At 59.1% G+C, this 21,104-nt stretch carries 17 protein-coding genes; 9 read left to right on the forward strand and 8 right to left on the reverse strand.

Going from position 1 to position 21,104, the window contains the following annotated elements; translation table 11 throughout:
* Positions 1-107: 107 nt before the first annotated feature.
* Together Q669_RS01495 and Q669_RS01500 are read left to right on the forward strand one after the other, a co-directional pair.
* The gene (locus tag Q669_RS01495; protein WP_022990963.1) at positions 108-1,619 is read left to right on the forward strand and encodes a PAS domain S-box protein; all 1,512 of its coding nucleotides are present in this window, start codon (positions 108-110) and stop codon (positions 1,617-1,619) included.
* On the forward strand, positions 1,619-2,269 hold the full coding sequence (locus Q669_RS01500; RefSeq protein WP_022990964.1) for a response regulator transcription factor: 651 nt from the start codon (positions 1,619-1,621) through the stop codon (positions 2,267-2,269). Before Q669_RS01495 ends, Q669_RS01500 begins: the two co-directional genes overlap by 1 nt.
* Here the strand turns inward: Q669_RS01500 and Q669_RS01505 are convergent.
* Positions 2,257-3,672, reverse strand: a complete 1,416-nt coding sequence (locus Q669_RS01505; protein ID WP_022990965.1) for a PLP-dependent aminotransferase family protein — start codon at positions 3,670-3,672, stop codon at positions 2,257-2,259. The genes Q669_RS01500 and Q669_RS01505 overlap by 13 nt on opposite strands.
* A 206-nt stretch (positions 3,673-3,878) precedes the next feature.
* Here Q669_RS01505 and Q669_RS01515 point away from each other — a divergent pair, with 206 nt between their 5' ends.
* Genes Q669_RS01515 through Q669_RS01525 form a run of 3 tightly spaced genes read left to right on the forward strand, consistent with a single transcriptional unit; the run spans position 3,879 to position 6,226 of the window.
* Complete coding sequence (locus Q669_RS01515; protein ID WP_011785569.1) at positions 3,879-4,184, forward strand: hypothetical protein; 306 nt, start codon at positions 3,879-3,881, stop codon at positions 4,182-4,184.
* Entirely contained in the window at positions 4,181-4,990 is an 810-nt protein-coding gene (locus tag Q669_RS01520) for a PhzF family phenazine biosynthesis protein (protein ID WP_011785570.1), read from the forward strand. Before Q669_RS01515 ends, Q669_RS01520 begins: the two co-directional genes overlap by 4 nt.
* Before the next feature lie 45 nt (positions 4,991-5,035).
* The gene (locus Q669_RS01525; protein ID WP_011785571.1) at positions 5,036-6,226 is read left to right on the forward strand and encodes an NAD(P)/FAD-dependent oxidoreductase; all 1,191 of its coding nucleotides are present in this window, start codon (positions 5,036-5,038) and stop codon (positions 6,224-6,226) included.
* Positions 6,227-6,232: 6 nt separating this feature from the next.
* Here Q669_RS01525 and Q669_RS01530 read toward each other — a convergent pair whose 3' ends face one another.
* The 3 genes from Q669_RS01530 to Q669_RS01540 all read right to left on the reverse strand — a co-directional run bounded on the left by Q669_RS01530 (position 6,233) and on the right by Q669_RS01540 (position 10,221).
* Positions 6,233-7,684: a phospholipase D family protein gene (locus tag Q669_RS01530; protein WP_022990967.1), complete on the reverse strand. Its 1,452-nt coding sequence runs from the start codon at positions 7,682-7,684 to the stop codon at positions 6,233-6,235.
* 109 nt (positions 7,685-7,793) lie between these two features.
* The gene (locus tag Q669_RS01535) at positions 7,794-8,732 is read right to left on the reverse strand and encodes a universal stress protein (RefSeq protein WP_011785573.1); all 939 of its coding nucleotides are present in this window, start codon (positions 8,730-8,732) and stop codon (positions 7,794-7,796) included.
* A 1-nt stretch (position 8,733) separates the two neighbouring features.
* On the reverse strand, positions 8,734-10,221 hold the full coding sequence (locus Q669_RS01540; RefSeq protein ID WP_011785574.1) for a SulP family inorganic anion transporter: 1,488 nt from the start codon (positions 10,219-10,221) through the stop codon (positions 8,734-8,736).
* A gap of 169 nt (positions 10,222-10,390) precedes the next feature.
* Between Q669_RS01540 and Q669_RS01545 the strand changes: the two genes are divergently transcribed.
* Positions 10,391-11,671, forward strand: a complete 1,281-nt coding sequence (locus tag Q669_RS01545) for an MgtC/SapB family protein (RefSeq protein WP_022990968.1) — start codon at positions 10,391-10,393, stop codon at positions 11,669-11,671.
* Positions 11,672-11,675: 4 nt separating this feature from the next.
* Here Q669_RS01545 and alkB read toward each other — a convergent pair whose 3' ends face one another.
* Complete coding sequence (gene alkB, locus Q669_RS01550; protein WP_022990969.1) at positions 11,676-12,326, reverse strand: DNA oxidative demethylase AlkB; 651 nt, start codon at positions 12,324-12,326, stop codon at positions 11,676-11,678.
* Between the two features lie 90 nt (positions 12,327-12,416).
* On the opposite strand from alkB, the gene Q669_RS01555 reads away from it, so the two are divergent.
* Both Q669_RS01555 and djlA read left to right on the forward strand, forming a co-directional pair.
* Complete coding sequence (locus Q669_RS01555; protein WP_022990970.1) at positions 12,417-15,233, forward strand: HD domain-containing phosphohydrolase; 2,817 nt, start codon at positions 12,417-12,419, stop codon at positions 15,231-15,233.
* A 49-nt stretch (positions 15,234-15,282) separates the two neighbouring features.
* Positions 15,283-16,065, forward strand: a complete 783-nt coding sequence (gene djlA / locus Q669_RS01560; protein ID WP_011785578.1) for a co-chaperone DjlA — start codon at positions 15,283-15,285, stop codon at positions 16,063-16,065.
* 9 nt (positions 16,066-16,074) lie between these two features.
* On the opposite strand, the gene Q669_RS01565 is transcribed toward djlA, so the two are convergent.
* Complete coding sequence (locus Q669_RS01565) at positions 16,075-16,683, reverse strand: methyltransferase family protein (protein WP_011785579.1); 609 nt, start codon at positions 16,681-16,683, stop codon at positions 16,075-16,077.
* A gap of 189 nt (positions 16,684-16,872) precedes the next feature.
* Here Q669_RS01565 and Q669_RS01570 point away from each other — a divergent pair, with 189 nt between their 5' ends.
* A complete protein-coding gene (locus Q669_RS01570) occupies positions 16,873-18,318 on the forward strand; it encodes an amidase (RefSeq protein ID WP_011785580.1) in 1,446 nt (481 codons plus the stop codon).
* Here Q669_RS01570 and Q669_RS01575 read toward each other — a convergent pair.
* Both Q669_RS01575 and Q669_RS01580 read right to left on the reverse strand, forming a co-directional pair.
* Positions 18,309-20,183 (reverse strand): 7TM diverse intracellular signaling domain-containing protein, encoded by a 1,875-nt coding sequence (locus tag Q669_RS01575; protein WP_036148333.1) that lies wholly within the window; start codon positions 20,181-20,183, stop codon positions 18,309-18,311. The genes Q669_RS01570 and Q669_RS01575 overlap by 10 nt on opposite strands.
* A gap of 148 nt (positions 20,184-20,331) precedes the next feature.
* Positions 20,332-21,069, reverse strand: coding sequence for a pseudouridine synthase (locus tag Q669_RS01580; RefSeq protein WP_011785582.1), 738 nt, complete (start codon positions 21,067-21,069; stop codon positions 20,332-20,334).
* Positions 21,070-21,104 lie beyond the last annotated feature (35 nt).

The raw sequence follows: 21,104 nt of genomic DNA on the forward strand, positions 1-21,104 counted from the left end.
TCAGAAGAATCGCTAAAGCAGCTATAATCAGCATTGCCGAAAATGGTAGACCACAGCAAAATTACTAGAAACTCTACCATGGTATTATGGGAATACTTCTATAAAACATGACAGATCCCAACAATTCTCGACAAATCAATCTCCTACTGGACAGCGATCCGCAACCCACGCTGATTCTGGCAGCCGACGCCACGGTATCCGACTGCAACCGTGCCACCCGTGAGTTGCTCACTATCAGTAAAGCACAGACACCAGATGCTTTGTTACCGGTAAACACTCAGGCGCTGGTGCAGGCGGCCATCGGCCAGGGCCGGGCCATTGAGGATGTGGAGTCACGGTTCAGTGATCGAATCGTTCTGTGGAGTTTTATTCCCCTGCCAGAGGGCACGCAGGTTCTGGTGCGCGGGCGCGATGCCACCAACGACATTCGGGATCAGGAGCAGGCGGTCCGCTCCAACCGGCTTTACCGCCTGATCACTGAGAACACCACCGACCTGATCTCCCGCCATGCCCCGGATGGCCGTTTTATCGACGCCACGCCCGCTTCCTGGCGGCTGCTGGGATACTGGCCCGAAGAGCTGCGCGGCAAAGCCCTGGAAGACGTTTTCCAGGGGGAGAATCTGGCCGAAGAGCTGGCACAAACCCGCCACCGCCTGCGGGAAGACGGCTACGCCACCCTCACTCTGGAACTCCATCACCGGGACGGCAGCCGCCGCTGGTTCGAAATTGCCAGCCGGGCCATCCGCGAGACATACACCGGTGCCGTAGTCGAAGTGATCAGTGTCTCCCGTGATATTACGGCCCGGGTAGAATCGGAAGAGCAGAACCGCCGACTGGCAGACGAGCTGGCCCATACCGCCCGCCTGGCCACCCTGGGCGAGCTCGCCTCGAGCATTGCTCATGAAATGAACCAGCCGCTGGCCTCCATCGTCAATTTCGCCAGCGCCAGCCAGCGTTTTCTCAAGGAAGCGGACAAACATCCGGACCGTCTGCTGAAAGTGGACGACGGTCTGCAGAAGATCGTGCATCATGCCAACCGGGCCTCAGAGGTCATCAAACGGCTGCGAGCTTTCCTGCGCAAGGGCCAGAAGCGCATGGCTCCAGTCTCGCTCAATGCCGTTATCAGCGACGTGGTGAAACTGTGCCAGTGGGAAGCTGAAAAAAACGGGGTCCGGTTACAGGAGTATCTGGCCGCCGATTCTCCCGTGATTACCGCAGACCCGGTTCTGCTGGAGCAGGTATTGATCAATCTGGTCCGTAACGGCATAGAAGCCAATGTCGAAGCCCGTGGCGAAACCGGCCGGCTGTCCCATATCGTGGTGACCACCTGCATCAACGATCAGCGCGAAACCCTGATCCAGGTCACCGACGAGGGCACGGGCCTGGATGACGAAGGCATACGCCAGATGTTTCAGCCGTTTTTCACCAGCAAACCCAAAGGCCTGGGGCTCGGGCTGTCCATGAGCCGCTCCATTATCGAAGGTTTTGGCGGCTTTCTCGACGCCATACCCGCCGAAACCGGCGGGCTGTCATTGATCTGCCGGTTTCCGCCCAACCAGCACCGGCTCGCCCCAAATCGCACCGCAGATTTCGCACATTCGCCAGGAGAAAAACCCTGATGCCAGACACGCACAACACGGTCTACGTGGTCGACGACGACGCCGGCATGCTTGAATCCACCCAGTGGCTACTGGAATCAGTGGGGCTGAAGGTGAAAGCCTACAGCGATGGCCGCCAGTTTCTGGATGCGGTGGAAGACCAGCGCCCTGGCTGCGTGGTTCTCGATATCCGTATGCCGGGGCTGGGGGGATTGAACGTACAGGAAGAGTTGCAGAAACGAGGCCTGGACGTGCCGATCATCTTTGTTTCCGGCCACGCCGACGTACCCATTGTGGTACGGGCCTTCAAGTCCGGGGCTTTTGATTTCATCGAAAAGCCGTTCAACGAACAGCTGTTGCTGGACAGCGTACAACAGGCTTTGCAGGACACAGGCGAGGCGACACCAAACGCGGCCCCCTCGGCCAGCACCGAAGCACTGCTTGCCAGCCTCACCCGCCGGGAAAAGGATGTGTTCCTGCCCCTGGCCCAGGGTTACACCAGCAAGGAAATTGCCGAGCAACTCGATGTCAGCGTCAAGACCATCGACCTGTACCGGGCCCGGGTGATGAAGCGCCTTGGTGCCGAGCGCCTGCCAGACGTGACCGGCCTGGCCATTGCCGCGGGTCTGTTGAACCCGCTCGAACTCAGGCAGCCCGCTCAGCCAGAATGACGCTGGACTTCGTGGGCCAGGTAGCCCAAACGTATCACAGCGGTCTCCAGCCGGTCCGTCCAGGGATTGCCGCCGTTCAGCCTCAGGCAGTTCTCGAACTTGTTGGTGGTTGAGAACATCAGCCCCGGCGCCACGTTGATGTTTTCGGCCCGGGCCCGCCGATAGACTTCGGTACCCGATACGCCATCCGGCAGCTGCACCCAGAGCACAAACCCACCCTGGGGTCGGCTGACCGCCGTACCCTCCGGGAACGACCGGGCCACGGACGATCGCAGCCGCTCGGTCGCCTCCCGGAAGTGTTGCCGGGCACCGCGCAAATATCGGTCGTAACCGCCCTGCTCCAGAAAATGCGCCACCGCCAGCTGTGGAATGGACGAGGTTGCCAGATTCACAAAATATTTGTGCTGGCGGGCACTGGCCATGTGCCGGCCGGGAATCATCCAGCCCAGTCTCAGGCCCGGTGAAATGGTTTTGGAAAAGGAGCTGCAGTAGATCACGTTGTCTGCGCGATCAAAGGCCTTGGCAGGCCGCGGTCGTTCACCGGTGTGGTAAAGGTCGCCATAGATATCGTCTTCAATCAACGGCACATTGGCAGCCGCCATCATGGCCACCAGCTGCTGCTTGCGCTCGTCCGTCATCCGGGCACCCATGGGATTACTGTGATTCGGCACCACCACGCAGGCTTTCAGCGGCCACTGTTCCAGGGCCAGCTGCAGGCCCTCCAGACTGATGCCATCAGACGGATGGGTTGGAATCTCAATCACCCGGAGCCCCACCACCTCCAGCGCCTGCAAGATACCTGGAAAGGAAGGCGACTCCACCGCCACAATGTCACCGGGCTGGGTCACAGCCCGCAGGGCCAGAATGATGGCTTCCTGGGCACCGTTGGTGGCGAGCACATCGTCTGGCGAGATCGGCACGCCGAGGGTGGCCATGCGCTGGGCAATCTGCCGGCGAAAGGATTCTTTGCCGGGGAAGGCATAATCCAGGGTTTCCAGGCCTCGCCGGGCAGCCCACAGGGTGCTCTGCTGGATCTGCCGCAACGGCAGATAATCCGGGTGTGGTATGGCGGTTGCCAACGGCACCATGCGCTTCTGCTCGTCCGCGCACAGATCCAGAGTCATTTCCCGGGCAGACACCGGCAGCGGCTGGCTGCGTTGTTCTGACATCCTGGGCTCCGGCACGTCCCTGGCAGGCAGCCTTACGAAATAGCCACTGCGCTCCCTGGCCTGCAGATAGCCACGGGCTTCCAGCGTCTGGTGGGCCTGAAGCACCGTGGAAATGCTGACTCCGAACTGGCGGCTGAGCACCCGAACCCCGGGCAACCGCTCTCCCTCCCGGTAAACGCCATCCCGGATCAGCCCCTGCAGCTGATCTGCTACCTGGTTATAAAGCACGCCCATGGTCATCTCCCTGTTTGCAGTGGGCCAGTCAAAATCTATTGCAGCAGATCCGGCGCCAATTCAGGCAGTACAGATTGGCTACTTTTCGGCCAGCACAGTTCAGATTATAGGCCATCTGTACCGATTCAATGCCTGGTTAACTGAATCTGTTATGGCAACACGGATAGGCGAACAATAAAGCCATCCACTGAAGAAGGAGTTTCACCATGGCACAGGTACAGAAAACCCACGAGCGTTTTGATCAGCAACCGGAAAGATCCAGAGCCAGTCAGAAGGATCTGTTCAACCTTGCCGGTGCAGACGCTACTACAGGCAGCGGTCTTCACCTCAAAACCATACAAGGCCTGGCCCGGGAGGGCATCCGGGTAGTCCCGGCCGGCCACAACCACTGGATTCTCACCGGCAACCGCCCGCTGCCGGAAGTCCACTGCTACAGTGAGCAGGAATTGCAGCGCTTTGCCCGTTCGCGGGCCAGACATTATCTGACCACCCCCAACAGGGAGAGCCTATGAACACCACACCGATTTATCAGGTTGATGCCTTTACCAACGCCCTGTTCGGCGGTAATCCGGCGGCCGTTATGCCGCTCGACCAATGGCTGCCAGACGACCGGATGCAGGCAATAGCGCTGGAGAACAACTTGTCGGAGACCGCGTTTCTGGTGCCGCTGTCAGAGTCAGACCCGGCGGATTTTCATATCCGCTGGTTCACCCCCACGGTGGAAGTCCCCCTGTGTGGCCATGCCACACTGGCTTCGGCATGGGTGGTGTTCAACCGGCTGAACTGGCCGGCCGACACCGTACGTTTTCACTCCAAAAGTGGCCCATTGGCCGTTACCCGCCGGGCAGAAGGCTGGCTGGAGCTGGATTTCCCGAACCTGCCCTTCGAGCACAGGCCAACACCGGCGCTGATTCTGGAGGCCATGCCCGGGGCGCCGGCCGAGTCTTTCTACGTGCCCAACGACACCAATTACATGGTGGTGCTGGGCTCCGAAGACGAAGTGCGAAGCGCCAGCCCCGATAACCGCAAGCTGGCCGAGCTGGGCAACCAGGGCCTGATTGTGACCGCCCCGGGAACGGACTGCGATTTTGTCAGCCGGTATTTCGCTCCCGGTGCCGGTATCGACGAGGACCCCGTGACCGGCTCCATCCACAGTGTGTTGGTGCCCTACTGGGCTGAGAAGCTCTGTAAAACGGGACTCAGGGCCCGCCAGGTTTCTGCCCGCGGCGGCGAACTGCGCTGCGAGCTCCGGGGCGAGCGGGTGGCTATCGCTGGCCAGGCAGCCTTTTACATGGAAGGCTCCGTTCAGCTGCCGTGAGGCTGGTATACTGCCCGGCGTTTTTCACCAACGGCGAGCAGTCTCATGGCAGGTTCATCCTCAGCGTATGACGTAATTATCATCGGCGCCGGCGCAGCAGGGCTGATGTGTGCGGCAACCGCCGGCTACCGGGGCCGGCGTGTGCTGGTGCTGGACCATGCCAACAAACCGGGCAAGAAGATTCTGATGTCCGGTGGCGGGCGCTGTAATTTCACCAATCTGAACAGCACACCCGCCAATTTCCTCTCGGACAATCCCCATTACTGTATCTCAGCGTTAAAGCGTTACACGCCCCAGGATTTCCTCGAACTGGTGGATCGCCACGGCGTCGAGTACGAGGAGAAAGCGGCCGGTCAGTTGTTTTGCCGGAACAGCGCCAAAGACGTCCTCAATGTCCTGCTGACCGAATGTGAATGGGCGGGCGCGGAGATCCGGCTGAAGACCCAGATTCAGAAGGTACGGGAGGTGAACGATGGCTATCAGGTTGTGACCGGCAGCGGCGTGCTGAGCTGCGAATCTCTGGTGGTTGCCTGCGGCGGCCTGTCCATTCCCACCATGGGCGCGACCGGATTCGGTTATGAGCTCGCCAGAAAATTCGGGTTGAACGTCCTGCCGACCCGGGCCGGGCTGGTGCCCTTTACCCTGCAACCGGAGCTGAAACAGCAACTGGCGCCACTCTCGGGGGTCAGTTGTCCGGTCGATGTCCACTGCCATAACCAGCACTTCCGTGAGCCCATGCTGATGACGCACCGGGGGCTGAGTGGCCCGGCCATGTTACAGGTGTCCAGCTACTGGCGGCCGGGTGATGAGGTGCACATCAACCTGTTACCCGGCCAGCCAATTCAGGAGGACCTGCTGGCACTTCGAAAGCAAAAGCCGCAATCCACTCTGGCGCAGTATCTCAACCAGCATCTGCCCAAACGTTTTGCCCAGGCATTTAATGAACTTCAGGGCTGGCAGGGCCCTCTGCAAGGCTGCAGCAATCAGGACATCGAGCAGATTGCCGACACCCTGGGCAACTGGACGGTGAAACCGGCCGGCACCGAAGGCTACCGAACCGCGGAAGTAACCCTGGGCGGGGTCGATACGCGCCAGCTCTCCTCCAAAACCATGGCGGTTCTGGACCGGCCGAATCTGTTTTTTATTGGCGAAGTGGTGGACGTGACCGGACACCTGGGTGGTCACAATTTCCAGTGGGCCTGGGCGTCCGGTGTGGCTGCCGGCAACGAGGCCTGAGCCCCGCTACAGGTACTTCTCGATAGGCAACCACGACAGCATCCGCGACATGGCCCGGCGCCAGAAACCCACCTCCGGCTCGTGCTGCACCTCCTGCCCCTCTGACCGCCATACCAGTTCATCCTGGCCGTTCAGTTCAACCCGCCAGCTGTTCCGGGGCTCCATGGCGTAACGGATATCGTCCGCCACGGCACCGGCGAGCTCCTGACTTTTGATCACCAGCACCGTCTCGCCATTTAGATAAATGGAACGCAGATTCACGTTAAAAGAACCGATAAACAGGGTTTCCCGATCAAACACCACCGCTTTGGAATGAAGGCTTACCTCACCGCCGTCACAGGCCGCACTGGCGGCCACCCAACGTTGGCAGGCAGGGGCATCCGGTCGCAATTCGTGCAGCTCAATACCCTGCTGCAGCATCGCCCGGCGCCAGCGGGCATAACCCGAATGATTGGTCACCAGATCATTCGTCGCGAGGGAGTTGGTCAGTGCAGCGACCTCCAGGCGACCGTTGCCAATTCCGTCAACCGCTTTCAGCTGGTTGTCGGTGAGGATCAGATACGCCGATTCAATCAGAATCTCGGAGCGAGCATCCTCTACCAGATCATACAGTGCTTGTGCGGTTCTCTGGGGAGCCTCTGCCGGTGCATCCGGATCTTCTGGAGGCGGATCGAACATCAGTTCGGCGGGTGCAGACACGGTATTGGCAAACAAGGTCTCCAGATAGCCCCTTGCTGTTTCCCGGTCTCCAGGTGGCTCGATCTGGTAATGCCTGGATGCGGCGGACTCGATCAGGGCGCTGAGTTTCGATTGCGGCTGCTGAGGCTTCGAATAAAGCTCTGCCAGCGGCAGGGTCCAGGGACTGTCCCAGTAGGCCTCGAAATTGGCGGTCATATCCCCCGCCAATGGCCCCAGCACCAGAACATCGCGATCCCGGAAGTTCAGTGTCGGATGCTGATCGAAATACTCATCCCCGATGTTCCTGCCCCCGGCAATACCCACAAGACCATCCACCACAAAGGTTTTGTTGTGCATGCGCCGGTTGATGCGATCAAAGTCAGTGATAAATGAGAGCCAGCGGCCAAAGCCATCCCGGGACCGGGATGGGTTGAAAATACGCACGCGGATATTGGCATGGGCATCCAGCAGGGCGAACAGGGATTCCTTGCCAGCGACGTTTATATCGTCCAGCAGCAGGCGAATCACCACTCCGCGATCCGCAGCCGCAACCAACCGGCTGGCCAGGTAGCGGCCGCTGTCATCGTCGTTCCAGATGTAATACTGGGCGTCGATGCGCTGGCTGGCGGTCTCGATCAGTGCGGCCCTGGCCAGGAAGGCATCCTCGCCAGTGTTCAGCAGTTTTACCGCCGGCAGCCCGGCGCCGACCCGCTCCTGGCTCTGCGACTGCAGAAAAGCGTCTGGCTCCGAGGCGACCGGTATTGCCGGCCCGTGTTCCATCGGCTTGATCCCTCCTGCACAGCCAGCAAGGACAACCAGGGATATCAGGGGCAATAACCTTCTGATCATCGGCTTCCCCTCTCGGCTGCCTGTGAGCAATGGTTGCTCCTTATCTGAGAATAACCAGCGGCTTGTGCGCGGTTTTCAGCATGGTGGTTGTTGTACTGCCCACCAGAAACTGGCGGATTCGCGAGTGGCCGTAAGCGCCCATCACCAGAATGTCGACGCTGTGCTCTTCCTGATAGGCGTGCAGCGTGGGCTCCACATCGCCAGCGCGGATAGCCAGCGTGATCTCAACACCGAGGCCTTCCAGCATTTTTTCCGCTTTTTTCAGTTGTTCCCAACGATCGGCCGTGTCGGCTCCAACCATCACCAGGTGCAAAGGCATGCCCCGTAACACCGGGCTGGCCGCAATCATCTCAATGCCCTTGAAGGCGGTCGCGGAACCATCAAAGGCCACCATGGCACTTTTCGGCTCGCTGTATTCATCTGGCACCAGTAGAATCGGACGATGCACACTACGGATCACGGTCTCAAGCTGGCTACCGATGTGCACATCGCGATCGGAACTGCTTTCACCGTGCAACCCCATCACAAATAGCCGGGTTTCTTTTTCCAGCGCGGTCAGAGCCTCGGCCAGGTTGTCATGGCGCTGGCGCTTGACCGTCTCGCCAATACCCGCAGTTTTTACCCTGGCCTCCGCTTCGTCCAGCATGTGGTGGCCATGCTCCAGGGCAAGCTTGGAACGCTTACGGTCCAGCTCCGCCAGCTCATCCAGCAATTGCTCGCGGCTGCCAAGGCCGATGCTGCCAGCCAGATCCGGTTCGGCCGGATACCGTTCTTCATCCAGAACATGCAGCAGCATCAGCGGCGTGTCCATGTGGCGGCTGGCCCAGGCGGCAAAATCGCACACTGCAGGGGCGGCCCGGGAACCGTCAATACACGCCACAATTCTCAACTTGTCTGCCGTCATAGCTGCCTCGCCTTGCGCCTGATTCTGGCTGTTATTATTGCTGCGAATGTCAGAGTTTTCTTTGGTCTGAGTCATATCAGTGCCCCATCAGCTGGTCAACGGCGTCGGGCTTGTCGTGCACCCCGAAGCGGTCAACGATGGTGGCACTGGCCTCATTGAGGCCAATCACTTCCACATCCGCACCCTCACGGCGGAACTTGATCACTGCCTTGTCCAGCGCGCCAACGGCGGTAATGTCCCAGAAGTGCGCGCGGCTGAGGTCTATCACAACATTGTCCACCGCTTCCTTGAAGTCAAAGGATTCCAGGAATTTTTCCGAGGAACTGAAAAACACCTGGCCCACCACGGTATAGCGACGGGTATCCGTTGCCTCGTCCAGCTCGGAGGTCACCAGCATGTAATGGCCAACCTTGTTGGCGAAGAACAGGGCCGCCAGCAGCACACCGGCCAGCACGCCGAAAGCCAGGTTGTGGGTGGCGACTACCACAATGACCGTAACCAGCATCACGATATTGGTGGACAATGGGTGCTCCCTGAGATTACGGATGGAATCCCAGCTAAAGGTACCGATGGAGACCATAATCATCACGGCCACCAGGGCGGCCATCGGAATCTGCACCAGCCACTTGTCGAGCACCAACACCAGAATCAGCAGAAAGACACCGGCCGTGAGCGTGGATAAACGTGTGCGACCACCGGATTTCACGTTGATGATGGACTGACCGATCATCGCGCAGCCGGCCATGCCGCCCAGCAAGCCGGAACCGATATTGGCAATGCCCTGGCCCTTGCACTCGCGGTTACGGTCGCTGGTAGTGTCCGTAAGATCATCGACAATCGTCGCCGTCATCAAGGATTCCAGCAGCCCTACCACGGCAAGACCGAGTGAATAAGGCAGGATGATCATCAGGGTTTCCAGCGTCAGCGGTACGTCTGGCCACAGAAAAATCGGCAAGGTATCCGGCAATTCACCCATATCACCTACGGTACGAATATCCAGCCCCATAACCATGGAGACAATGGTCAAACCGACGATGCAAACCAGCGGAGACGGAATCAACTTGCCCACAGTGGGTATCAGCGGGAAGAGATAGATAATAGCCAGACCAGCGGCGGTCATGGCGTAGACATGCCAGGTCACATTGGTGAGTTCCGGCAACTGGGCCATAAAAATCAGGATGGCCAGAGCGTTCACGAAACCGGTCACCACTGAACGGGATACAAACCGCATCAAGCCGCCCAGTTTCAGGTAGCCGGCGGCAATCTGGATCACACCGGTCAGCAGGGTTGCCGCCAGCAGGTATTGCAGCCCATGCTCTTTCACCAGCGTCACCATCAGCAGCGCCATGGCGCCGGTGGCCGCCGAGATCATTCCCGGGCGGCCACCGACAAAGGCAATAATCACGGCAATACAGAAGGAGGCATACAAGCCCACTTTCGGGTCAACCCCGGCAATGATAGAGAAGGCAATCGCCTCCGGAATCAGTGCCAGCGCAACCACGGTTCCGGCGAGTAAGTCGCCACGGATGTTCGAAAACCAGTTCTGCTTGAGTGCGTTTGTCATGGTCAGGGGTGTCGCTTTCAATTCCTGGGGATATCAGATCGGGGCCGCGAAGGGTACCAGAAACCGTCCTGAAAGTATGGCCAGACTGGCTATCCAGACAGACCGGGGGTGCCGCCGGGGCCGCTAATTGCCTAGAATGCGTTTAAATAATCTTTGTGGTGACAAGTACATGGATGATGTAGCAAGCCAGTTCCTAAACGCCAACCAGACCACCATCAATCTGGCCGTGGCCTTGCTGCTCGGGGCCATCATTGGCCTGGAGCGGGGCTGGGATGCCCGGGAGCAGAAATCCGGGGAACGCATTGCCGGTATCCGCACCTTCTCACTGGTCGGGCTGTTGGGCGGTATTGCCGCCGTATTGTCGGAGCAGATTACCCCCTGGGCCTTTCCGGTATTGCTACTCAGTGTAGTGGCCATGGGGCTGGTGGCCTACAGCGAGCGCCTGGAACACATCCGCAATTTCAGCATTACCGGCATGGTCGGCATGTTGCTGACCTTCTGTTTCGGCGCTGTTGCCGTGGCGGTGGATCCGGTGATCGCCACCGCTGCTGCGGTGGTCACCGCCATCATTCTGGACAACAAGGAAGAAATCCACGGCTGGGTGCACAAGCTTCAGGCCAGCGAACTGGACGCTGCCCTTAAACTGCTTTTGATCTCGGTGGTGATGCTGCCTCTGCTGCCAAACGAGGCCATGGGCCCGGGTGGCGTGCTCAACCCCCGGGAAATCTGGTGGATGGTGGTGATGATCGCCTCCATCTCATTTGTCGGTTACTTTGCCATCCGGGTGGCCGGAGCCCGCAAAGGCATTCTGTTCACCAGCCTGTTTGCCGGGCTGAGTTCATCTACCGCCCTGAGCCTGCACTTCGCCCGGCAATCGGCGAAAAATCCCGACTTCAGCCCGCAGTTTGCTGCCGGCATCCTGATTGCCTGCGGCACCATGTTCCCCCGGATTCTGGTTTATTGCCTGGTCATCAACAAGGCACTGCTACCCAGCCTGATCTGGCCGGTCGCCATGATGACCGCCCTCCTCTACGTGCCCGCGCTGATCATTTGGCGCCGCAACGCCCGGCAACTGCAGGTGAGCCAGCCCACCATGAACCAGAACCCGCTGGATCTCTCTTCCGCACTGGTGTTCGGTTTCTTGCTGACCGCCATTCTGTTACTGGGGGAATTCCTCAAGAATGCCTTTGGCGATGTCGGCATTTACGCCCTGGCCGCCACCTCTGGCGTGGCGGATGTCGATGCCATCACCCTGTCTCTTACCCGGATGTCCAACGATGGCCTGGGCATGGATGCAGCCGTGCTGGGGATTGTCATCGCGGCAGCGGTGAATAATCTGGTGAAATCGGGCATCGCCTGGAGTATCGGCAACCGACAAACCGGTCTGCTGGTGGCTGGCCCGATGGTGTTATCTCTGGCCGCAGGCCTGTTGGTGGCCTGGCTGCAATAAGGTATCAGCCAGCCTTACGAAAGGTCAGATTGTAGCGGGCCGAGCCGGTCACCGGGTGTTCACCGGCTTTCAGAGTCAGGACGCCGTGGTAACGCAAACGGGCCGGGCCGCCCCAGACCACCACATCACCATGTTCCAGCAGAATACGCGCGGGGCGGTCACTGCGCTTGAGCCCGCCAAACTGAAACACAATGGGCAAGCCCAGGGACACCGACACAATGGGCCAGAAAAAGTCTTTTTCATCCTTATCCTGATGCAAACCCATTTTGGCCCCTGGCTGGTAGCGATTGATCAGGCAGGCATCCGGATCGAAACCGGGAAACCCCGCCTCCTGTGCTGCAGTGCGGGCCAAGGAGAGAAAGCTTTCGGGCATGGCCGGCCACAGAAGCCCGGATAACGGATCCTGGGGCTGGTAGCGATACCCTGTCTCGTCGGTCACCCATCCCAGGGGGCCGCAACAGGTCATGGCGGCCGACATCTGATGGCCACCCGGCGTTTTCATATGGCGGAACGGCGCGTGACGCGTCACCTGATCTATATCTCGCATCAAGGCCTGCTGGTGCTTCACGGCATGACGCCGTAGCACAACCACGCCCTCGTCAAAGGCTTCCACTGTCGGTTGATCATTCAACCCGGAAAACAGATCTGGCGTCATAAGCCACCCGTTTATCTTCTGAAATCAGAATAACGCCCGCAGAGCGTCTACACTTAGAGAACCCTTCATCCGTCGCTGGATCCCGACGCTGTGAGACAGACAAAACCGCCACACAACAAACAGACCGCCCGGGTATCACTGGCATTCCTGATTGCGTCTGCCATCACCCTGGGAATGCTGATACTGGCCATAACACTGGTGGCCCAGAGTTATCGGGGCATGGAACAGGCCAAGGTCACCGCTGCCGCCGCCACTGCCCGACAGCTGGCTCTAAGCGTGGACGATCGTATCAATGCCATTACCCAACCGCCGGCTACGGCGCTGGCCTTGTTGCGGCACGACCCACTCACCCGGAGTTCTACCCTTGAGCAACGACGGCAACGCCTGCCGGTGATTGCCGATGTGCTCACCAGCAGCGATATTGTCAGTGCGGTATACGCAGGCTATGACAATGGCGATTTTTTCCTGTTCCGTAAGATTCGCAGTTCGGGCTCACTCCAGTTTCCGGACGCCCCCGCAACCAGTCGCTATCTGCTGCAAAGCCTGGAATACCAGGGCAACCTGCGCAAGGGCATCTGGCAATTCTATAACAGCGACCTGGAACTGCTCGAACGCCGCTCGCTGCCGGATTACGACTATGATCCCCGCCAGCGCCCCTGGTATCAGGCAGCCAGGGCCGGAGATTCGCTCCAGCTATCAGCGCCTTATGTGTTTTTCACCACCCAGGAAACCGGGCTGACCCTGTCTCAGAGGGCCGCCAGTATCCCGGGTACCGTGCTGGGTGTTGATGTCACCGTGACCGACCTGGGCTCGCAACTGGCGGAGCTGAAACAGACCGCAGGAAGCCGGCTGGCCATTGTCAGCGCTTCCGGGGAACTCCTTGCAGACGCCGACGGTAACACCGAACCCGATGCCGTGATCCGCCAGGTGCTTGAGCCGGGCACCAACCGGGAAATCCGCCGCTTTCATCAGCAGGGCCGTGACTGGTATGGCATGGCCGAGCAACTTGGAACCCTGCCCGATGAAGCACTCTCCGTAGTTGTCGCCATTCCCTCGGATGAACTGCTGGCCGATGTCTGGGCTGCCCTTGCCCGCCAGACCGCGATCGCCGGCGCCATAGCGCTTCTGCTGTTGATACTTGGCTGGTTTATGGGGCGCCAGGTGGGCAAACCCCTTGAACGCCTGACCGACCGGGTCAGCAGCCTCTCCCGCTTCCGCTTTGACACGCCAATCCGCTCGGAGTCCCATATCCGGGAAGCCTCGGAACTCAGCATTGCCCTGGATGACATGGCCCGCACCATCCGAAGCTTCCAGAACATCGCCACGGTGCTCAACCGGGGCCAGGATCTGAACCAGTTGTTACGCGACATTCTTGATCAGATCATCGCCATCGTCAGCCAGGAACGGGGCGCGATTTACCTGTACAGCAGCCATGAACATAAGCTCGACCTGGCTGTTAACCGCGGACTTGAACTGCCCGCCAGCCTGCCAGCCATCAACCAGGCGGCAGACGATAACGAGATCATTCGACAGCTCAGAAACCACATATCCGGCCACCCGGTGTTTGCCATCCTGCGTAATCGACGCAAGAAACTCATTGGTGCATTGATCATCGAGATGGAAGTGGGCGACCACACCCATCTCAGTGATGACCTGATTGTTTTCGTGGATGAAATTGCCGGCTCCGCCGCCGTTGCCATCGAAACCCGTGAACTGATCGAAAGCCAGCAGGCCCTGCTCGATGGGTTTATCCGCCTGGTGGCCAGCGCCATTGATGCCAAGTCGCCCTACACCGGCGGCCATTGCGAGCGGGTGCCCAAGCTCGCCCAGATGATCACGGAGGTGGCAGAGCAGGCATCGGAAGGGCCTTTTGCCCATTTCCGCATGAACGAAGACGAACGTTACGAATTTCACCTGGCGGCCTGGTTGCACGACTGCGGCAAGATCACCAGTCCGGAATATGTGGTCGACAAAGCCGTAAAGCTGGAAACCATCTACAACCGCATCCACGAAATCCGGACCCGCTTTGAAATCCTGCACCGGGATGCCGAGATCCGTTACCTTCAAGCCTGCCTGAATGGAGAAGACCCGACCGAGGCTGCCCGTTCCAGAGATGAGGCCCAGGCACAATTGCAGGCTGACTTTGGCTTCCTGGCAAACGCCAATGTGGGCAGTGAGTCCATGTCGGACGAGGATGTAGTGCGCATTCGCCAGATCGGAGCCCAGACCTGGCAACGCCATTTCAGTGACCGACTGGGCCTCTCCGGGGATGAGCAGCAAGCCCTGGCGGGTTCTCCGGAAGCGGCACTGCCCGCCACCGAGCCACTGCTGGCAGACAAACCCTGGCATATTCGCACCTGGGGCGACCGGGTGCCTCCGGTCCAGCGGGACGACCCGCGCAATCTCTGGGGCTTTGACATGAAGCTGCCTGAGTATGCCTACAACCGGGGAGAACTCCACAATCTGACCATCCAGTACGGCACCCTGACGGAAGAAGAGCGCTTCCGTATCAACGAACACATCGTGCAGACCATCTGCATGCTGGATGCCCTGCCCCTGCCAGACCGTCTGGCCCGTGTGCCCCGGCTGGCCGGCACCCACCACGAGCGTATGGACGGCAAGGGCTACCCCTTCGGCCTGAGCGGTGAGGACATGAGCATTCCCGAGAAAATCATGGCCGTGGCTGACATCTTCGAGGCGCTGACCGCCGTGGATCGCCCTTACAAGCAGGGCAAGACACTGTCTGAAGCGCTGAACATCATGGATAAAATGACCAGACAGGGCCATATAGACCGGGACGTATTCCTGCTCTTCGTACGCTCCGGAACCTATCGGCGCTACGGCGCCCAGCACCTGAAGGCCGAGCAGATTGATGCCGTGGATGAAAGCCTGTTCATGAAGCCCTGACCAAAAACACGTATATTCTCAGGACTGTTTACTCAACGAAGGATAGAGAATGCTGTTCGCAATCATTTTTGGCGGTCTGATCGGTTATGCCTTTGGTCGATTCCCCGGCTTTCTGGTTGGCGCAGCCATTGGTGCGTTCCTGTTCCAGCGCATGAAAAGCCGACTGCTGGGCAAGCTTCAGGGGCTGCAGGCCGGTTTCATTGAATCCGTGTTCGCGGTGATGGGCGCCCTGTGCAAGGCCGATGGTGTGGTCTCACGGGATGAGATTCAGATGGCAGAGGCCATGTTCGTTCGCTTTCGCCTGAACGAATCCCAGAAAGCCATGGCCAAGGAAGCGTTCAACCGTGGTAAAGCATCGGACTTCGACCTGGACGCCGAACTCCAGCGCTTCATGCAGGCTTCCGGCCGCCAGCCGGTACTGTTGCAGATGTTTCTGCAGGTACAGGTGTCTGCGGTTGCCGCAGACGGGCAGGTGCATCCGGCCGAGCACGAAATGCTGGTTCGTATCGCCCGTGGGCTGGGGCTGCCGGAAAGTCAGGTCGACCAGCTTGAAGCTATGCTGCGTGGCGCCCATGCCGGCCAGGCGGGCGGTACCCGCAATTATTCCAGCAGCCAGCAGATCGATGATGCCTACAAGGTTCTTGGCGTCTCGCCAGAGGCCTCAGACGCCGAGATCAAGCGCGCTTACCGCAAACTGATGAGTGAAAACCACCCGGACAAACTCGCCGGACGCGGCTTGCCGGAAAGTATGCGGGAAATGGCGGAAGAACGAACCCGTGAAATCAGCCACGCTTACGACGTGATCAAGGAAGCGCGGAACAAAGCATCCTGAACCCGACAGTCAGAACCAGCGGGGCACCCGTTTGCAATAGGCCTCGTATTGCTCACCAAAACGCTTGGCCAGGGCTTTCTCTTCCTCCCTGGCCTGGCGCATGATTACCAGCACGCCGGTCACCAGGCACACCAGCGAAAACACGCTGGGCAACGCCAGAAAGAACCCCAACTGCCCCGTCATCACCGCCAGAAACAGCGGGTTCCGGCTGCGACCAAAAGGTCCATCGGTCAGAAGATGCCCACTGCCGTGGTGGTCATCAATGCCGGAACGCCAGTCTTCATGCATGTAAGCCTGCAGGTAATTTACCGAGGTATAGGAAACCAGGAGCAAAACGGCGCCCGCCAGTAACACCGGCCAGTGGTACAGCAGGGGGAAAACGCCCAGCCACGCGTCCAGATCAACCCAGATCCTGGCCAGGCACATCAGCAGGATCGCAGCCCGGAACAGGTTGAAGGTATGACGATGCCACCAGGTGGCCGTCCCGGTCTTGCCATAATTGATGTGTGAGAAGCCCAGTCGCGAATACAGGCCGAGTGTACGGGCGGCAAACTGCAGGCCAATCATCAGAAAAAAGACGCCGAGAAAAACCCGGACAGCAGGCTCGATCAGATCCATTATTCATTCTGGTTCAGTAGGTTGGCAACCAGCTTACTGCGCTTGGCGCTGCATTGAAAGAGACAGGGGGCAATCCTTTCAAACCCACCTTTTGCACCTGTTTTGTGACGTCATACCTGAAATGACATGTCGTCACGTTTAAGCCTGAGTTATGTTAGTAAACCTCTGTTTTTGCACTCAGGAGCCGCCATGAATCAGCCAGCCAGTACCCGCTTCCATTGTTTCCGCAACGACGCGATGGCCGACAACGACGCCACCGCCCTCGCCGAACGGATTCGTACCGGCGAGGTCTCGGCACAGGAAGTCACGGCGGCGGCGATTGAGCGGGCACGGCTGGCAGCGCCGGTGATCAATGGTGTGGTGGCCGAACGTTATCAACCGGCGCTGACGCAGAGCCAGCGCCCGGGCGCCCAGACCGGCCCTTTTGCCGGCGTGCCTACCTATATCAAGGACAACACGGACGTTGAGGGCTTACCCACCGGGCACGGGTCACAGGCGGTCACGCCCCGGGTGGCGAAAAGAACCAGCCCTTTTGCCGAACAGATGCTGTCCCAGGGCTATATTTGCCTGGGCAAGTCCACACTGCCGGAATTCGGCTTTAACGCCTCAACTGAGCCCGCCCAGGGAAACCCCACCCGCAACCCCTGGAACCTGGACTATTCCTGCGGCGCTTCTTCGGGCGGCGCTGCCGCCCTGGTGGCAGCCGGTGTGGTGCCCATTGCCCACGCCAATGACGGTGGTGGCTCAATCCGCATACCGGCGGCCTGTTGCGGATTGGTGGGTCTGAAACCTACACGAGGGCGCGTAGTGGACAATGATGCCGCCCGGGATTTGCCCGTCAATATCATCAGTGATGGCGTCGTGACCCGTTCGGTACGTGATACCGCCGGCTTCCTGGCGCACGCAGAGTCCTGGTTCAAAAACCGGAAACTCCCTGCCATCGGGCATGTACATGGTCCCTCTGGCCGGCAACTGCGCATTGGCCTGGTGCTGGATTCCATCAACGGACACCCCACCGACCCGGAAACCCGGCAAACCGTTGAGCAGACTGCCCGCTACCTGGAAAAGCTCGGGCACATTGTCGAGCCCATGGATGTGCCGGTCGCCAGCTCGTTTCCGGAAGACTTCGCGCTTTACTGGGGGATGCTCGCGTTCGGTGTGAAAGCCCGGGGCAAAAAGCTTTATCACCCGGATTTCGATAAAACCCGGGTGGATGGTCTGACCAATGGCCTGGACCGGATGTTCCGGCACCAGTTCTGGCGGCTGCCCGCTGCCATCTGGCGGCTGAAACGCTCCTGGCACGATTATCAGAGGCACATGAACGATTACGATGCAGTACTGACGCCAGTACTGGGACACACCACTCCGCCTCTTGGCCACCTGAACCCCGACGTACCATTCGACACCCTGTTCGAACGACTGACCCGGTACGTGAGCTTTACGCCACTGGCCAACGCCACAGGTGCTCCGGCCATCGCCCTGCCTATGGGTGAAAGCAGCCAGCATCTGCCCATTTCGGTACAGTTTATGGGCCGTCACGGCGATGAGCGTACGCTACTCGAAATCGCCTACGCTCTGGAAGCCAACCACCCCTGGCCCATCCTGAACCAGGCAACCTGGGCAACTCAGGCCTGACAGACGGCCAGGCCCTGCCCGGCCTGGGTGTTTGCAACCACCCGGTTGCGGCCTTCTGCCTTGGCCCGATAAAGCGCACCATCGGCACAGGCGAATAATGCCTTGGTGGCGTCCGCCTGGCTCGGCGCACAGCTGCACACACCGATGCTGACGGTCAGGTGAAGCACCTGATCGGACACCCGGAACGCCATTTTCTGGATATCCTCCCGGATTAGCTCAGCCACTCGACAGGCACCGGCTTCCGGCGTATCCGGCAATAACACAACGAACTCCTCACCGCCATATCGGGCCGCCAGATCCTGCGGCCGGGTCACGTGTTGTTTGATACAGTCCGCCACCATTTTCAGGCAGTCATCGCCCACCAGGTGGCCGTAGGTATCGTTGAAGCCCTTGAAGTGATCAATATCCACTATCAGCAATGACAGCGTTTCCTCGAATCGATAGGCATGCACCACGTCGGACTGAAATTTCTTGTCGAAGTGCCCCCGGTTTTTCAATCCTGTGAGGGGGTCAGTCGCGCTCAGTTCCAGTAGTTGCTCGTTCAGGATTTCCAAGTCACGGGTCCGTTCCTGCACCCTTTCCTCCAGCAGTGCGTTGGCTTCCTGTTGAATACGAAGCGATTTTTCCTGGGCCAGCCGGGCCTTACGCTCCTCCCGCAACAGCTTCTGCTGGGCAGCAAAGGATTTTTTCTTCTCGCGGTTCAGTCGATCAGCCAGCGCAATGGACAGCAGAATCACGCCAAGAGCCGAGCCCACCTGGGTGGCATTCTCGGTCAGCAGATTGCGTGGCAACATGGTGAACTTGCTCAGTGCCAGGACAATCCCGCCGAACAGCATGAACACCCAGGCTACGGTGTAATAACGGGCCGCTGGATCCTTCTTGATCCAGCGCACCACGCTGAGCATCAGCATGGTGGAACAACCTACAAAAGCCACCAGAATGGAGGGAAGAATCAACCACTGATAGGGAATCAGGAGACCGGCCAGGGCCAACATGCCCGCCGTCATGATCATGGCCCAGGTCCAGCGGTTGAGCCAGGGGTGGTTCTGCCGGGTAACACTGATGAAGCGGATACTGAAGGCGCCACCGAACAGCACCACCAGGTTCAGGAAAACAATAATGGACTGGTCATTCCACCAGGTTGCTTCCGGCCACAAATACTGGAATGTCACACCATGCAGCGATGCCAGGAACAGCGGCATGGCCGCGATGTAGCCAACGTAGTAGAGAAAACTGCGCTCTCCTACGGCCATGAACACGAACAGGTTATAGAGAATCATCACCAGGACAATGCCATAGTAAATGCCTTCAAACAGGCTCCGGGCCTGCTCCGCCGAGTAGAAGGCATCCTGATTCCAGAGCGTCATGGGTACCTGCATGGAGCTGGTGGTGTCCACGCGTAAATAGACCGTGGTAGCGGATTCCGGAGGTAATGGCAGGGGCACAATGAAATTGCGGTGGTGAATCGGGCGATCGTAGAAGGGGCGTTTGTCGCCCAGCAGCAAGGGCTCCTGCATGCTGCCATCGACTTCACGGTAGACTTCAACGTGGTCCAGAACCGGGTAGCCAATTTCCAGAAAATTACTGGCTTCGGATTTCAGAGTATTGGTCAGCTCAACGCGGAACCAGTAGATGTCGTCGCCATAGCCAAGACTGACGCTGTCGCTCCCGTTTTGGGTCCAGGCCTTCTCCGGTAAACCACGAACATCTCCAACCGACGGGTCACCCTTTTCCTTCCAGTAATCGACGAAGCGGGAAAGCTCCAGCCGCTTGGAGAACTGATCCCACTCCACCGATTCGGCACTCGACAGGGAGGGGCCAGCTATAAAACACAGCAAACAGAGTAAGACAAGGAGCCTTGGCATAGTGGTCTCTGGCGTCATACGCCTTTGTTCTTGGTTATAAGCCTACAAAGGAGTATGCACCAAGGTGAAGGAAGCGTCTGCCGAGGGTACTATTTGTCGCAAATTGACATAAAAAGCTACACAAGTTGGCCTGTTCGGAAACGCTCCGCTATTGCGGCAGTGGGAGGTCGTTCCCTTCAAAAATTGCCAAAACCTGCAAGAAACTGCTCTCAGGGTGGGCCTTCAGACACAGAGGTTCATCGGTTACCGGATGTCTCAGTCGCAACTCCGTAGCCGCCAGCATCAGGCGCCCCTGCCCGAAACGCTCGGCGAAATACCGGTTGTGCCTGCCCCGACCGTGGTTGGCGTCGCCAATGATCGGGTGGTTGATGTGTTTCATATGCCGGCGAAGCTGATGTTTCCGGCCGGTTTCGGGCTTCAGTTCGACCAGGCTGTATCGACTCGTGGGGTAACGCTCAATTGCCACCGGCAATTCGGTCGTCGCCAGCCGGCGATACCGGGTGAGCGCCTCACGAACCGGCTGCTCCTGACCTTTAAGACGTCGGTCTTCCGGCTCTTCCCGGAGCGGGTGGTCGATCACCCCCTGCTCCGGTGCCCAGCCCCTGACCATCGCCAGATAGGTTTTGCTCACCGCCCCGGCCATCATCGCCAGACCAAGCGCACGCGCGGTCTCCGGATCCCGGGCAAACAACAAAACGCCCGAGGTGGGACGATCCAGCCGATGCACGGGGTATACATGCTCACCGCCATTCATGGCCCGGGCATACTGCAGGGCAAACTCGGTTTCGTGCTTGTCGATGGGACTGCGATGCACCAGCAATCCGGCTGGCTTGTGCACGGCCAGCAGCCAGTCGTCCCGATAAATTTCAGTGAGAGGGTTCAGCATGTAAAATGGCAGCCGATAAACAGATCAAGAAAGCC

The organism is Marinobacter sp. C1S70 (genome assembly GCF_000475355.1).
GTDB lineage: Bacteria > Pseudomonadota > Gammaproteobacteria > Pseudomonadales > Oleiphilaceae > Marinobacter > Marinobacter nauticus.